This window comes from Oceanobacillus senegalensis (assembly GCF_900176885.1).
Taxonomy (GTDB): Bacteria; Bacillota; Bacilli; order Bacillales; family Amphibacillaceae; genus Oceanobacillus; species Oceanobacillus senegalensis.
This window is the reverse complement of record NZ_LT839648.1, coordinates 1313945-1329113: the sequence shown is the minus strand read 5'-3', so window position 1 is coordinate 1329113 and position 15169 is coordinate 1313945. Positions and strand designations below refer to the sequence as shown.

At 33.4% G+C, this 15169-nt stretch carries 16 protein-coding genes and 1 riboswitch; of the genes, 1 reads left to right on the top strand and 15 read right to left on the bottom strand.

Annotated features, from left to right (window positions below; genetic code table 11):
• Positions 1-107: 107 nt before the first annotated feature.
• From CAO17_RS06365 to CAO17_RS06325, 9 genes are all read right to left on the bottom strand, one after another.
• Positions 108-1091, bottom strand: coding sequence for a YpdA family putative bacillithiol disulfide reductase (locus CAO17_RS06365; protein WP_085992011.1), 984 nt, complete (start codon positions 1089-1091; stop codon positions 108-110).
• A 227-nt stretch (positions 1092-1318) separates the two neighbouring features.
• The gene (locus tag CAO17_RS06360; protein WP_085992010.1) at positions 1319-2599 is read right to left on the bottom strand and encodes a Glu/Leu/Phe/Val family dehydrogenase; all 1281 of its coding nucleotides are present in this window, start codon (positions 2597-2599) and stop codon (positions 1319-1321) included.
• Between the two features lie 109 nt (positions 2600-2708).
• Positions 2709-3635: a D-alanine--D-alanine ligase family protein gene (locus tag CAO17_RS06355; RefSeq protein ID WP_085992009.1), complete on the bottom strand. Its 927-nt coding sequence runs from the start codon at positions 3633-3635 to the stop codon at positions 2709-2711.
• A 42-nt stretch (positions 3636-3677) separates the two neighbouring features.
• Positions 3678-4256, bottom strand: coding sequence for a genetic competence negative regulator (locus CAO17_RS06350; protein WP_085992008.1), 579 nt, complete (start codon positions 4254-4256; stop codon positions 3678-3680).
• Positions 4257-4462: 206 nt separating this feature from the next.
• Positions 4463-5245, bottom strand: coding sequence for a metallophosphoesterase (locus tag CAO17_RS06345; RefSeq protein ID WP_085992007.1), 783 nt, complete (start codon positions 5243-5245; stop codon positions 4463-4465).
• 68 nt (positions 5246-5313) lie between these two features.
• Positions 5314-5577: a hypothetical protein gene (locus CAO17_RS06340; RefSeq protein WP_085992006.1), complete on the bottom strand. Its 264-nt coding sequence runs from the start codon at positions 5575-5577 to the stop codon at positions 5314-5316.
• Positions 5578-5591: 14 nt separating this feature from the next.
• Entirely contained in the window at positions 5592-6155 is a 564-nt protein-coding gene (locus CAO17_RS06335; protein ID WP_085992005.1) for a CPBP family intramembrane glutamic endopeptidase, read from the bottom strand.
• On the bottom strand, positions 6142-7701 hold the full coding sequence (locus CAO17_RS06330; protein WP_425435908.1) for a RecQ family ATP-dependent DNA helicase: 1560 nt from the start codon (positions 7699-7701) through the stop codon (positions 6142-6144). The genes CAO17_RS06335 and CAO17_RS06330 overlap by 14 nt, the downstream gene beginning before the upstream one ends.
• Position 7702: 1 nt before the next feature.
• A complete protein-coding gene (locus tag CAO17_RS06325; protein WP_085992003.1) occupies positions 7703-8755 on the bottom strand; it encodes a YpbB family protein in 1053 nt (350 codons plus the stop codon).
• 147 nt (positions 8756-8902) lie between these two features.
• Here CAO17_RS06325 and CAO17_RS06320 point away from each other — a divergent pair, with 147 nt between their 5' ends.
• A complete protein-coding gene (locus CAO17_RS06320; RefSeq protein ID WP_085992002.1) occupies positions 8903-9154 on the top strand; it encodes a ferredoxin in 252 nt (83 codons plus the stop codon).
• A gap of 172 nt (positions 9155-9326) precedes the next feature.
• On the opposite strand, the gene CAO17_RS06315 is transcribed toward CAO17_RS06320, so the two are convergent.
• The 6 genes from CAO17_RS06315 to CAO17_RS06290 all read right to left on the bottom strand — a co-directional run bounded on the left by CAO17_RS06315 (position 9327) and on the right by CAO17_RS06290 (position 15101).
• Positions 9327-10511: a hypothetical protein gene (locus CAO17_RS06315; RefSeq protein WP_085992001.1), complete on the bottom strand. Its 1185-nt coding sequence runs from the start codon at positions 10509-10511 to the stop codon at positions 9327-9329.
• Complete coding sequence (gene sigX / locus CAO17_RS06310) at positions 10504-11040, bottom strand: RNA polymerase sigma factor SigX (protein WP_085992000.1); 537 nt, start codon at positions 11038-11040, stop codon at positions 10504-10506. The genes CAO17_RS06315 and sigX overlap by 8 nt, the downstream gene beginning before the upstream one ends.
• Positions 11041-11293: 253 nt before the next feature.
• A complete protein-coding gene (locus tag CAO17_RS06305; protein ID WP_085991999.1) occupies positions 11294-11791 on the bottom strand; it encodes an ECF transporter S component in 498 nt (165 codons plus the stop codon).
• 6 nt (positions 11792-11797) lie between these two features.
• A complete protein-coding gene (locus CAO17_RS06300; protein ID WP_085991998.1) occupies positions 11798-12229 on the bottom strand; it encodes a DUF4430 domain-containing protein in 432 nt (143 codons plus the stop codon).
• A gap of 152 nt (positions 12230-12381) precedes the next feature.
• A riboswitch (cobalamin riboswitch) is annotated at positions 12382-12567 on the bottom strand.
• A 51-nt stretch (positions 12568-12618) separates the two neighbouring features.
• Positions 12619-14385: an ATP-binding protein gene (locus CAO17_RS06295; RefSeq protein WP_085991997.1), complete on the bottom strand. Its 1767-nt coding sequence runs from the start codon at positions 14383-14385 to the stop codon at positions 12619-12621.
• Entirely contained in the window at positions 14385-15101 is a 717-nt protein-coding gene (locus CAO17_RS06290) for a response regulator transcription factor (protein ID WP_085991996.1), read from the bottom strand. The genes CAO17_RS06295 and CAO17_RS06290 overlap by 1 nt, the downstream gene beginning before the upstream one ends.
• Positions 15102-15169 lie beyond the last annotated feature (68 nt).

The window sequence follows — 15169 nt, the reverse complement described above, 5'->3', positions numbered from 1 at the left end:
GGACCTTAGAAAACGGCGTCGGCCCTCCGTAGCGAAAGACATATCTTGCTACTACGATTTTATACTATAGTTCTTAAGCAAAAAAATAGCAGGATATCCTACTATTTTTATTGCATCTCTTTACGAATTGATTCTGCAATGGCTTTCCCATGAAAACGACCATTTTCAATAAATATCTGATTGTTATTAAAGCCACTCGCTACTACTCCCGCAATATATATGCCTGGGATATTTGTTTCATAAGTATCTTCGTTAAATGAAGGTATACCATTATTAGGGTCTACGTGAACACCAATTTCTTTAAGAAGGGATACATTTGGACGATAACCCGTCATCGCAAATACAAAATCATTTGAAATCGTATACGTTTCACCATCAACTTCATAGGAAACAGTATTTTCTGTTATATTTGTTACACTAGAACGAAAAACCATATTAACTAAACCTTTGCGGACCAACGAATCTAACTCTGGTAAAATCCATGGCTTAACGCTTTTCGAATACGTTTCTCCACGATATAAAACAGTTACTCTTGCTCCTGCTTTATGGAGTTCTAAAGTGGCGTCAACAGCTGAGTTTTTCCCGCCGATAACCACGATATCTTTGTTATAAAAAGGATGCGCTTCCTTAAAGTAGTGCATTACTTTTTTTAAATTCTCTCCTGGGATATTCATATAATTAGGCTGATCATAATAACCAGTAGCAATCACTACTTTATCCGCAGAATATGATACTTCTTTGTTATCTTTATTTACTGACTGAACCAGAAACCCTCCATTTTCCAAAGCACGCACATGATGGACTTTTTCAAAAGTATTCATCCGGAGATTTTTTCTAGTAGCAACTTCACGATAATAAGCTAACGCCTGATTTCTAACAGGCTTTTTGTTTTCAGTAATAAAAGGTACTTGTCCAATCTCCAATTTATCACTAGAACTGAAAAAAGTTTGGTGGGTTGGAAAATTATAAATGGTATTGACTAGATTTTCTTTTTCAATAATTAGTGGATCAAAACCATATTCCTGTAGTTCAATCGCAGAAGACATTCCACATGGCCCTCCACCAATTATGATAATTTTCTCATGTTGCAAAAAATCACTTCCTTCTTCTTTATATATAAGAGATATGTTATCTAAACAAAAAATTTTAAGCGTATATGCACATTTTATAAGTACGCGACACTATTCCTATTTAAGTTTAAGTTAGTTCTTCTTATCAACACAAAAAAACTCCTACCTTATTATATACGATAAGAGTTTTTTCGTCTTATTTTTTGTTTAGATAGAAGCATAATCTTCAGGTGATAAGGATAGTCCAATCAGACCCAACCACGGAAACGTGAAGCCTCTGCCATTTTCCTTACTCCAACCATGTAAGCAGCAAGTCGCATATCTATTCGTCTAGTTTCGGCGGTATTGTAAATTGAATTAAAGGATTTAATCATAATTTGGTTCAATTTCTGATCAATTTCTTCTTCTGACCAATAATAACCCTGATTATTTTGTACCCATTCAAAATAAGATACCGTAACCCCACCTGCAGAAGCTAATACATCTGGAACCAATAGAACCCCTCTATCGCTCAAAATCTTTGTACCTTCCATTGTTGTCGGTCCGTTTGCAGCTTCCACAACAATACTGGCTTTAATTCTATGTGCATTTTCTTTCGTAATTTGGTTTTCTACAGCTGCAGGAACTAATATATCACAGTCTTCTTCTAAAAGCTCTTTATTAGAAATAGTATTATTGAATAATTTCGTAACAGTTCCAAAGCTATCTCTTCTGTCTAATAAATAATCAATATCAAGACCTTCTGGATCATACAAGGCTCCATAAGCATCTGAAATTCCTACAACCTTCGCACCCGAATCGTGTAAGAACTTAGATAGATAACTACCTGCGTTACCAAAGCCTTGTACAATAACTCTAGCATCTTTTATATCAATTCCTTTTTTCTTTGCGGCCTCATTAAGTACAATAGTAACTCCTTTTGCAGTAGCAGTTTCTCTACCATGTGAGCCACCTAAAACGATTGGTTTTCCTGTAATGAACCCTGGATTATTAAATTCATCCATTCGACTATATTCATCCATCATCCAAGCCATTATTTGGGAATTTGTAAATACATCCGGTGCTGGAATATCTTTTGTTGGACCTACAATTTGACTAATAGCACGTACATATCCACGACTTAACCCCTCTAGTTCTCGAAAAGACATGTCTCTAGGATCGCATACAATACCACCCTTCGCTCCACCATAAGGCAAATCAACAATGCCTGCTTTCAAACTCATCCAAATAGATAACGCTTTAATTTCATTTTCGGTTACCTTTGGATGAAAGCGTATTCCACCTTTTGTAGGTCCAACCGCATCATTATGCTGGGCACGATAACCAGTAAATACTTTGGTGGATCCATCATCCATTCTTACCGGTATTCTAACAGTCATCATTCTCATCGGATCTTTTAATAAATCATAAACTTCTTCTGGGTAACCTAACTTCTCCAATGCAGCTTTAATGACAGTTCGTGTTGACACTAAAACATCCATATTTTCTTGATTTATATTGCTAGAATCTGCGGCTTGATCGGCTACCATGAATTTACCTCCTACAATATGCATAAATGTTTTAAAACTTTCTGTTCAATGATTAGTATACACTTTCAATTAAATTATGCAATAAAAGAAACTAACCTCTTAAAACGATTCAATTAACAGATAAATCAATAAACTTCTGCACCATATCTTCATAGGATATTCCGATTGCTTTTGCAGAATCCGGATAAAGACTTGTTGGTGTCAATCCTGGTAATGTATTCACTTCTAATATTATAGGTGTATTATCTTCAGAAAGAATGAAATCTACTCTCGAATAAGTTTCGCATCCCAATACCTGATGAGCTAAAACAGCATATTCCTGTATTTTTTTCGTTAATTTCTCATTAAGTTTCGCTGGCACAATATGTTCACTTCCACCTGGAGCATACTTAGATTCATAATCATAAATAGGGTTTTTAGGAATGATTTCGATAATTGGCAGTGCCCTCTCACTTCCTGGTTTCCCTAATACAGGAACAGTGAGTTCTCTACCTTGAATGTAATCCTCAACTAAAATCGTATCATCACTTTCTAAAGCTTTTGATACCGCCTCTTCAATATCATCAATCTCTTTTATTATTGATAACCCTAGTGTCGACCCCTCTTGATTTGGTTTAATTACAAATGGAGGTTTGAAAACCTCCTTGATAGATGCAACCATTTGTTTAACATTCCATTTTTCTAACATCCTATAGGTTTTACTTTTTGCTACAGGAATATTATTCATTTCAAAAATTTGTTTCGCTTTAGCTTTATCCATGGCTAATGCGGATGCCAAAACTCCCGACCCGACATAAGGAATTTCTAACATGTCTAATAATCCTTGAACTCTTCCATCTTCACCAAACTTACCATGCAACCCGATAAATACTAAATCAACATCTAATTTTAATATTTCATTCATTTGGTTTGGTTGAAAGTCAATTCCTACTACTTCATGACCTTTTTTTGTCAGAGCATTTATAATACCTTTTCCCGATGAAAGAGAAACTTCCCTTTCCTTAGATATTCCTCCATAAAAAACAGCAATTTTCATAATACGCACTCCTCTGTTAGCTATACCACAATCTCTTCGTTGCTAATAAAAAACATCGATTATTTGTTTAACGGCATTTTCTGAGTAAATCGTTTTACCATATTCTAATATACGATGGGAAGTAAGAATACTTGGTGATGCATATTCAGATAATATCGCGATTACATCTTCTCTTATTTGTTCCTGAATATGTTCTTCTGTAAATAACATATAATATCGGTCTTCAAAGCTATAAACTTGACCACCATTTATATTGATAGATGATAAATAAGAGGATACTTCAATAATATGTTCAAAGTCTGCAAATGAAAAGATTAGTTCTTGGCTTTCATCCAATGTAACCTTCATTTCTACAAACTCCTCATCCCAACTTATATCTTCAGAAGTTTGGGTAACGATTACATGCATCCCTTGTGCCTGCATTAGATGAACCTGTACTAATAGCATTCCACCCAACTCGAAACCCAACTCAGAACTAGCCTCATACATCATATCACTAAATAAATTACGGACACTTGATGCATCATCCCATATGTCCTTCGTAGTAAACCCTCGTTCCACTAAATCATCAAATGGTAAGAATATCGTAAATTGATCATCAGACAAACGTTCAAATCGCATACTAGTATCCTCCTCAAATCACTTATTAAAGTAAGAAAACATACTTGATACAATATATGCCAAAAACCCCTTATACTTGAATTTTTCTTTATTATCCACTCTCAAGGTATCGTTGACGAACAAGACGTACTAGTGCTGGCGTTATGACAAATAATATTTTCAGTGATGAGAGTAACCGCCGCCTTAAGACATCAAGTTCCCTTCGATTAGGGATCTTCTACGTATGTTCTAATGGTGACTACATGACATTCCGCGCTAGTACCTAGTCTAAATGGTAATAATGTATAGCCATATCCCTCACTTATTAAAACAGATGCATTTTGATACTTCATAATAGACCCGGGTTCATAAATACCTAAATCAAAAATACGAATTTGTCCGCCATGTGTATGTCCTGCTAATACAATATTTATATTTAGCCTATCTCCATTGTTTAGTTGAAAATAGGAAGATGGCATATGCGTCAGCAATACATTATATTGTCCAGCCGTTTCATGTGATGCCAAATCTATTCGAGTATCTCGATATGTAGAACAATCCAACCCAATAATCGTCATAACCTGATTATTTTTAACAATACTTTTGCTAGAATTGGACAAAACAGTGACTCCCACTTTTTCAAGTAAGGCAAGGAACTGATTATAATCCTTTTCATAATCATTATTTCCCCAAACAAAAAAAACAGGGACATTCCATCTTTTTAAGAGTTCTAAATTTTCTTCTGTACGTTTAAATGGAACATTCCCTTCTGTTAAATCGCCTCCAATAACAACAATATCTATATTCCCACTAATTTTTTCTAATGTTGTTTTTTTAATTCGCCTCTTATGTATATCGGAGATAAAAAAAATACGAAAACCTTCAAAGACAGTTGGCAACTTCTCGTCTATCACTGTCTGGTAATTAATTTTATCACGATGTGCTTTATAAATCATGTAAAATAATAATATAGGAAATACTATAACAGTAACGAAACCAAATCTTTTCACAATCCATCTTCCTTATATAGTTTTATCTGTTAGCTGGGAATTTTTCCTAACTTGTTCCTTCTAGTTTCTTACCACTGGACAATTGTATCTCCTACATAATAATAAGTTACCAATATTATGGTGAAAAGAACCAGGGTAACGAATAGAAATCGCATGAAAGGTTTTTTTACTTTAATTTGTGTACGATTACTACTTTTATGGATTTCTTTTCTTGGAGGCAGATTTAAAACATCAGGCTCTTCTTTTTCTATGTGCATATTTTCTGGAGCTGATTCCTCTTTTATTATCTCTTCAAACAAATTTCTTAATTCATTGGCTTGATCATTCTCCATTTTCATACACCTCACTATTTAAAGCGAATAATTAATCCGAGTAAAAAGTCAACGGTAAAATGAGCAAAGATGGTTACTAGAATATTTTCTGTAATTTCAAATAAGTAACCAATTATAAAACTCACCATAACAATAGAGACAAATAATATTGGCTTGGTTAAGTAACGGAAATGGACAAGTGCAAAAATTACACTTGCAACAATATAACCAAAGGTTGTTTGAATAACGCCTCTAAACAACAGTTCCTCACTAATAGATACAAAAATAGATAATAAAAATATAAAACCGATTGGCTGCCCACGAAGTATTCGCTCATTTATTCCTCCATCGTCTAATGCATGCTTCGGGAATATTTTCATGAGAAATAAATCGAATATAACGATGATTAAACCAGGAATGATGCCAAAGAGAAGAACTTCCTTTTCATTCCACTCAATATATACCAACCAGTCAGAAAAAGAGTTAAAGAAAATCAGGCTTAAAAGAATGGCTATGCCCAATAATATAGCCTGTGATAAAAATAATTGCTTTTTTAATTCCTTATCTGATAATTGTTTAATAATCTCACGTTGTTTCATCTAAGTCACCAATTAATAATATTTTCTTTAATTGTTTTCTCCAACTCATCTCTTGGGTAATGCTATTGTTCGTTTCTTCAGGATACCAATCAGACCATTTAAATCCACAATTACTACAGCATTGAAATATAGATTCACTACACGTAGTTTGGAAGTTTTTATAAAGGTTTTCTCGTAAACATTCCTCTTCATGTATCCATCGTAGCATTTCAGTAAGTTTTCTTTCTTTTAGTTTAACACGTGTTGTAATGACTTGTAATATATTCTGAAAAATACCTTTCCACTTATCATTATAAGGGGATATCGCATTTCCTTTTATAATACCATTTTTTTCTAGCTGATATCTTAAAAATCTCCATTGAATTTCATTTATTTGTAGAATATTTTCTGTCTGGACCTCATCTTGTGGTAAATCCTTTCTCTCTAAAGAAAGTGTATATAGATATTGATAAACTCGAGATAAAGTACTTTCATCAGGCAATTCATTCTTAATGATGTTGTTTGGCATACTTATATCCTGTTTAGAAAATAGCAGTAGACTAACACTTGATTTTCCGTCCCTGCCGGCTCTACCAACTTCTTGAATATAAGACTCAATCTGTAATGGAAAATGATAATGAATGATTAAACGAATATTACTTTTGTCTATGCCCATTCCAAAAGCACTCGTACAACAAATAACATCTAATTGTCCGTTCATGAATTGCTGTTGAATAGCAATTCGGTCCATCGCCTCCATTCCTGCATGATAGAAGGCTATACGTAAGTGTTCAAGTTTATCTGATAACAATTTCATTATTTTTTCCGCCATTTTCCGACTAGAAAAATAAATGAGCGTTGGTACATGGTAAGAAGATAGCAAATCTATCATTATTTGATTTTTTTCCTCGTCATGTTCCAATTTCTTTACGCAAAAAGCAATATTAGGTTTATCCATGGGATAAATTTGCTTTACCATTTCAGGTTTTTTTAATGAAGAAATAATGTCCTCCTGTACGGCTGGTGTAGCAGTTGCACTCAATGCTAGTGTCGGAGGATTCCCTAACTTTTCAATAATTGTACTTAGCTTTAAATAATCAGGCCTAAATTCATGACCCCACTGTGAAATACAATGCGCCTCATCTACTACAAATAAACTAACCTTTTGTTTTTCTAATAGTGTCATAATTTCATTATGCTGTAATAATTCTGGTGAAATAAAAAGTAATTTATATTGATGTAGATTTCTATAGACAAACTGACGTTCTTTTGGATTCATAAAGCTATTTAATGCAACAACTTTTTTAAAATGATTTGCTTTTAACTGCCTTACCTGGTCTAGCATTAATGATATTAAAGGGGATACAACAATGGTTAATCCCTCTAACAGAATGGCTGGTAATTGGTAACAAATAGATTTTCCAGAGCCTGTTGGTAATATTCCTAAAACATCTTTTCCTCGCAAAACATCCTCAATAATCTCTTTCTGCCCTTTACGAAAGGATGAAAAATGAAAATATCGCTGTAATTCTTCTTCGAGATTAATACCTGAAATCAATCTAACCACCCTATTTTTGTAATTTATTTTCAATAGCAAGAACTAATCTAATTTGAAAGTAACTAGTAGACGCACTCACGATTTTTTTAATAGCCTTTAATTTGTTAGAATCTGCTTGTATTCTAGCTTCCATTATCTCATTTTGCACCTTTTCACTTACATAATCTCGTATCGGAAAATAATCCGTATACAATGCAATTTCAACGATATGATCATAAATCGTATTTACTTTTAAATTTCTTCTATATGCAATTTGTTCGGCAGTAAAGCCATTCTTTAGATATTGATAGGTTTCATTTGCTGATTGTGTTAAATGGTTTTTTGCCAATAAATCTTTAATCACATACCATAGAAAAGAAAAACCGTTTGGATTAGATTCAACTTCTTTTAATATTTGATGATTCATACTTTCTAGAAGTAGATACACATCATCTTCTGTCATATCATAAATTTCCGATAATTGGTAAACACTCATACCGTAATTTTCATACCCTGTCAATCTTTGAACAAAAATGGATGATTCTTTATCCGTAAACAGACAGAGTACTTGTGTAAGCTCATCGTATATTTTTTGAAGTAGTTTGGATTCTTTTCCCTTCATCTTCTTGTAATGAACTTTTACCCATCGTTCTACTTCAGGTAAGTTAATGACGGGGATAAAAGAAAAAAATCCCATTTTGCTATTCGTTAACGTTTGAATAAGTAATAAAAGCCGATGTGTAAAAATGTCCGACTTTTCGTAGTATAAAAGCCCATTAAATTTATTATGTATTTGAGCATTTTTTAGAAATGACTCACCTGAGGTTGTAATTGTAAAAGTCATATCATTTTCATTATAATTGCATTCGATTAACCGATTTTGCATTAGGTCTTCAATTTTTGCGTCAAACCTATTTTTTTTTAATCGCTTATATATTCCATAAAAAGAATCCAGTTTAAACAAATGGGCATCCTGCACCGTTTGAATAGAGCGTTTCCCCTTTAATAGATGATAAATGCTGGAAGAAGTCCGTTCGCCATTAATATTTTTAAAGCATGTTAGTAAGATCCAATCATAAATCATTGTTATACACCTCTCCTTTATGCTATAAAATCCTATAGTGATGCATTGTATAAACTATGAATTCAAATTAAAATAAGTAAAGAACAGTATGTTAGGAATCTGCTGTTTTAAATAGAGGTTGTTCACACATATAGGAGGAAAGTAAAATTGCCTATCTATACAATTGTGGATAAAGAAACATGTATTGCATGTGGGGCTTGTGGAGTTGCATCACCAGAAATATTCGACTATGATGATGAAGGAATTTCGTTTGTTAAACTTGACAACAACCAAGGTGTTAACTCCGTTCCATATGAATTTGAGGATGACGTATTTGATGCGTTTGAAGGTTGTCCCACTGATTCCATAAAAATATCTAAGTACGCTTTTCATGGTAACCCTCTAAAATTCGATGAATAATCTACATCATATTATACTTTACATAAAAGAAATAAAAAAGTGCTATTGAAAATAAATTTCAAGAGCACCTTTTTTATATTGGCAAATAATTTAATTGATAAAACGCAATTCTATTAGTAAATACATGCGGATTTTTTCATATACACTGTTCTTACAAGTACTATAAATATATTTACTCATTCTTGATATCATACGGATTAATAGCATTTGGAACCTTAATTGGCTCATTAAAATTATAATCCCCAAGCTGTTCTACTGGCATTTCATTAAAGTTCACAAAGTCATATCCATAACTTTTTGCTGTCATTAGAATTGCTTCTACCATATATTGTGTTTGCTGGTTATGACCTATGGAAGATTTGTCTGTAAAATTTAGGATTAATTCTTGTTCAGAAGATTGAACGGAAAAATGGATATTCTCTGGTATGGTCCGAACCATGTTAAATGCTTCTTGATTATTTTTCATTTCCACTAATGCATCCTCAACCGTACTGTTTGGATCATGTGGTATTGGTACTAAAAATCGATCCTTGTAAAGCTTATAGCTTGCTTTACTTTCTTTTTCGAGAGGCATTTCTTTTAGTTTACCAAATGGTCCTAAATCTACACCTTCATTGTTTTCAGAGTGAAAGGTAGCTTTTTCCACTCCAATGGGGGCAAACATCGTCTCAATCATTCTTTCAAACATATTTGCTTGCGCAGAGCTTTCTATTTCAAAATTCTCTGGTAATATTATCTCCACTTCTCCAGAAGTATCTTGAAAATTATATTTAACACCTTTTAATAAGTAATCCGTTGTAGTTAGATTACTTTGATTAAGATATTCCTCTAGACGATTATAATGATTATTTATATTTTCAGAATCAGATACGATAAAAGAAATCGGTATAGCATATTGAAATTGTTCATCCGAAATTGCTGCATAAATAATATTTGTGTCCTCTTCAACAGAATCTATTACAAGTTTATCGCTTTTGGGATCTCTGTCCATATAAATCTGAAATTCATCTTCCTGAATAGGTGTATCTATATCGTTCGATTCTTGGTTGCCCTCTGTTTGCTCTTCTTCTTTTTCAATCATCGAATCCTCCTGAACCATAAAATTTTGTTCAACATTCTCGTCGGTAGTTTGAAAAGAAGAATTGTTCATTATAATAGGTATAAAAATAACTAAAATAACTGCAAAAATAGATCCTAAAATGGGGACTAACTTATTCTTTTTATTAAACTTCACGTGCTGATCATCCCTATTTAGTTTAGAGGTAATCTCTTGATAAAGCACATTTTTATCCATGTCGTCCTCAACTTTTGGCATATTTTTTAATGAATCAAGAAGTTCTTTATGTTTTTTATCCATTAGTCCCTCCTCCTTTCTCTTCATTTTCGATATGCTTTTTCAATGCTTTAAGTCCCCGATGCTGTACAGTTTTTACTTTACTTATACTAAAATTTAAAATTTCTGCAGTTTCTTGAATGGAAAAAGATTGAATAAACCTTAATATAATCACGCTTTTTTGATCCATTGTACATTTATCTAATAGAGTGTAAATTCTTTTCATCTCATCTTTTTGAACCGCAATTTCCTCTGGTAGGGGGGTTTGATCCTGAATCGTCTCCCCTTTTTCAGTCCAATCAAAGAAATCAAATATGCGCTGGGACTTTCTCTTCTTTTTCCGAAAGTAATCATACGTCACATGTTTTGCAACAGAGAATAACCAAGTCTTTTCACTACTTTCCCCCTTAAAAGAGGAGTAAGATTTTAATACTTTTACATACACATCTTGAACGAGATCTTCTGCTAAATTCTTATCTTTAACCATATAAAATATAAATTGGTATAAATCCCGATGATAATCATCATACAGCTTATCAAAGACGGCTTTCATAAAGAACCTCCGTTCAGTTCATTAGTCGTTTTATATTGCAAAAAGGTTACAAAAATAAAACAAATTCGTTTTGAATCCATTATTACTATAATTGAAATTGAAAAAAATACCAACTATTAGCTAGTCGGTATTTGTAAGTAGGCTAAAATATTAGACGCTATTCCAATCAAAGGCCTTTTGTCGGGACGAGTAAATACGCAGGTACCAGGTTGTTGGTGTTCTTTATCTATGAGGGCGATTCCTCTACTGTTCACTAATAATGATTTTTGGCATAATTTTTATATAAATGAGAAATGACTGGATAGAAGAAAATCATAAAAATGACATTTCCAATGGCATGGCTTGTATCAAAAGGTAGTCCTGCAAAATAATAAGGCCAAAACTGACCAGTAATCTGATAAGTAGTTAGTGAAATAATAAATCCATAAAAATAACCACTAACGATACCAATAACTATTAATATAGGAAACGAGAATGATTTCTTTTTCTTTCCAAACAGTCCACTGATTAAACCGATGATTGCCCATGCGATAATTTGCCAGACCGTCCAGATACCAAGTCCTAACAGCATATTAGATAAAAAGGTAACGAGAAAGGCGAGTATTATAGCTTCTATTGGCCCAAGTAAAAAACCACAAATAATAATCAATGCGGTTACCGGCTGTATATTCGGTAAGAATTGAAAAACATACCGACCAACTACTGCTAATGTTGCAAGCAAGGCTAAAAGAGTTAGTTTATATGTATTCAATGATTATCATTCCCAAGATTGTAAATCAAAAACAATTTTATCACCGGAAGATAATTCATATTCCGAAGCACCTACAGTAGGCATCTCACCATTTACATAATACATCCAAGCAGTTTTTTCTTCATCACTTGCCTTCACACGTTCAATAGAAGTTATGAAGCCACCTTTTTGTTCAACATAGAAGTTTTCTTCCATCACATCTAATAAAATATCCCCATCTTCAATAGGAATCTCTTCTTCCGTAATGAACTCATTTCCATGATTAATGGAAACCGTAATTCGTACATGATTCTCTGGTACCTCTGTAGAATGTGTACTATCTGTCGTACTTGTAGAAGCGCCGTTATCCTCCGTTTCTTCACCAAAAGAACAACCTGCTAGTAAGCCAATCGAAATAATCATAATTGACACGATGATTAGACCATTCCATTTCTTCATTTTTGCCACTTCCTTTTATATGTATTTTTGTCATAAAATTTTAAGGTAATCCAAAAAAGCTAACCCGTAAATCGAGTCAGCTTTTTTGACAAACGAACAATATTATAAATCTCCTATGTATTCGAATATCTCCATTGCTTTTCCTCGAAGCTTAAGAAACATTAAAAACGGCAGGTCTACTGACTTTTGATTTTAGCCTACTCAAAGCCCCTTCCCGTACATGTTTCCATACAGTGGTCATTGCTTTTTTCGTACATCAATTACAGTTGCGAGGACAGTTCTAGATCTTCACTAGATTCCCTTTTAAGCATCCATGCACCGTCTTTAAAAATAAATCCTATTCAATTTAATGACACGTAAATTTTATCACAAAAGTAATAAAAAACAAATCAATTCTTTAATTTATGAGGGATTTTGAAACTAAATGTTGTTCCTTGATTGATTTTACTTTTAACACTTATATAACCTTTATGTGCGTCTACAATGTTTTTAGCAATTGCGAGGCCTAAACCAGTTCCTTTTTTCTTTTTATTCCTTGTTCTAGATTTATCTGCTTTATAAAATCTTTCAAATACAAAAGGAAGATCTTCTTCAGGAATACCACTACCATTATCTTCAATTGCTACTTCAAAGTCCTTTTCGTTATTCCGCACATTAACCTTTACGAATCCATTTTCAGGAGTATGTCGGATTGCATTGTCAATTAAGTTTGTAAAAATCTGTTCAACACGATCGGGATCAAGTGTGGCTGTTTCCCTGGTTATACTTTTGGATAACACTAATTCGATTTTATTTTCTCGTGCGATTCCTTGAAACTTCCTCATAATACGATCTACATAAGTTTCAATTTCAACTTCTTCTTCATTTAGTTGAATATGACCAGCTTCCATTCTGGCTAAATCAAGAAGGTCATTAACCAAACGTCCCATCCTTAATGATTCTTCATGAATTATTTTAGCTAGTTCATTTTTCTCCACTTTACTCTCAGCAATATCGTCAACGATTGCTTCACTATAACCTTGTAGCATGGAAATAGGTGTACGTAATTCATGAGATACATTCGCAATAAAATCTTTACGTAATTTATCTAACCTGCGCTCTTCAGTCATATCTCGGATAACAGCAACCGCACCTCGAACATGCTCTCCATCATAAAGTGGGGTCATTAACATAACATAACTTCTTCCTTGTATATTGATTTCACGTAATACCTCATCTTCTCCCCCAATCACTTCTTGTAATACTTCTTGAAGCTCTGTTGGAAGCTTTTGTTTAGTATTCGTGGTGTTAATATTGTTATCAAAATACCAGTTATCCAAAAATTTTTCTGCTGGGGGATTCGTTACAATCATATCCCCATTACGATTTAGTGTAACAACTCCATCAGCCATGGATGAGACAATACTTGAAAATTGCTCTTTTTCCTGTCTCAAGGCATTGATATGAAATTTGAGCTGACGCCCCATTCTATTGAATTCTATTGCTAAATCACCAATTTCATCATGTGTTAAGATTGGTACTTTCGTATTAAATTCTCCTCTTGTTAACTCATGTGCTGCTTCTCTCATTTTAATAAGCGGTGAAGTAATACGGGTAGATAAAAAGACTGCAAAAAAAGTGGTTAAGATAAGCGCAATACCAGCTGCTAAATAAATTATCTTTCTAGTTTCTACCTTTGTTTGGTCTATTATTTCCAATGATTGGTATACAAATATCCCACCATTATCTTTTATTGGCTTCCCAACAACCATTACTTGTAGATGATTATCCGGTAACTTCATTTCCTTTTTTAATTCTTGATTATCAGATAAGACCTCTAAAAGATCTTGATCTTCTTGTATCCAATCTTCTTCAAAACTCTCTAACCGATCATCAATACTATGTGAAACCCACAATTCACCATCGGGATATAATATTGCTACACGACTTGATGGATCCTTTATTAGATCTGCAGTTTCATGGATGAGTGATTCATCTTCCTGCTGCTCAATTAAATATGAAATCTTCGTTGCTGTCTGCATCATATCTTCTTCAGCCTTATTTACATGGAAATTCTCAAAGAATTGAAGTAAAAATATAGATAAGATAAATAGTACAAAACAAACTAGCAATAAAATAGTTATTGCTAGTTTTCCAACAACACTTCGCCAAAACATTACTTATCATCTACCTCAAACTTGTAACCGACTCCCCAAACGGTTACAATCATTTTTGCTGCTTCTTTAGAAACTTTGCTTAATTTCTCTCTCAACCTTTTAACATGGGTATCAACAGTTCGTAAATCCCCAAAAAATTCATATTGCCACACTTCTTTTAGAAGTAACTCCCTATTAAATACTTTGTCTGGGGATTTTGCTAAAAAGCAAAGTAGTTCATATTCTTTGGGTGTTAGACTCACTTCCTGACCATCGGCAGTCACACGATGCGCATCATAGTCAATAGTTATATGAGGGTAAACCAATAAGTCTTTCGGTGCTACATCCTTATCATGGAAAGAGGATGCTGATACTCTTCTAAGTAATGCTTTTACCCTTAAAACCGCTTCCCTAGGGCTAAATGGTTTCACAATATAGTCATCCGCACCAACTTCAAAACCCTGTACTCGATTAGATTCCTCTCCTTTGGCAGTTAACATAATAACCGGCGTTGTTTTTTCTTTTCTTAATGCCTGACACACTTCAATACCATCCATCTCTGGCATCATTATATCAAGGATTATAACATCATAATTATCATTTAAAGCCATGTCTAAAGCATCTTTCCCATTATCCGCTTCTTCAACTATATAATCTTCTCGCTCTAGATACATTCGGATGAGTCTTCTAATTCTTTCTTCATCGTCAACAACTAATATTTTTATTTCCTGATCCAATTAAATCCCCCTCCTCATTCTCTATCTACTTAAAAGTATAATCTAAAAATAAGAAAATGTATAAGAAA

What these genes read in the sequence shown, in the direction of transcription:
- CAO17_RS06315 (WP_085992001.1), bottom strand. Translation starts at nt 10,511, where the DNA reads ATGGATAAAAAACATAAAGAACTTCTTGATTCATTAAAAAATATGCCA.
- CAO17_RS06325 (WP_085992003.1), bottom strand. Translation starts at nt 8,755, where the DNA reads ATGATTTATGATTGGATCTTACTAACATGCTTTAAAAATATTAATGGC.
- CAO17_RS06340 (WP_085992006.1), bottom strand. Translation starts at nt 5,577, where the DNA reads ATGGAGAATGATCAAGCCAATGAATTAAGAAATTTGTTTGAAGAGATA.
- CAO17_RS06335 (WP_085992005.1), bottom strand. Translation starts at nt 6,155, where the DNA reads ATGAAACAACGTGAGATTATTAAACAATTATCAGATAAGGAATTAAAA.
- CAO17_RS06300 (WP_085991998.1), bottom strand. Translation starts at nt 12,229, where the DNA reads ATGAAGAAATGGAATGGTCTAATCATCGTGTCAATTATGATTATTTCG.
- CAO17_RS06295 (WP_085991997.1), bottom strand. Translation starts at nt 14,385, where the DNA reads ATGTTTTGGCGAAGTGTTGTTGGAAAACTAGCAATAACTATTTTATTG.
- CAO17_RS06355 (WP_085992009.1), bottom strand. Translation starts at nt 3,635, where the DNA reads ATGAAAATTGCTGTTTTTTATGGAGGAATATCTAAGGAAAGGGAAGTT.
- CAO17_RS06360 (WP_085992010.1), bottom strand. Translation starts at nt 2,599, where the DNA reads ATGGTAGCCGATCAAGCCGCAGATTCTAGCAATATAAATCAAGAAAAT.
- sigX (WP_085992000.1), bottom strand. Translation starts at nt 11,040, where the DNA reads ATGAAAGCCGTCTTTGATAAGCTGTATGATGATTATCATCGGGATTTA.
- CAO17_RS06350 (WP_085992008.1), bottom strand. Translation starts at nt 4,256, where the DNA reads ATGCGATTTGAACGTTTGTCTGATGATCAATTTACGATATTCTTACCA.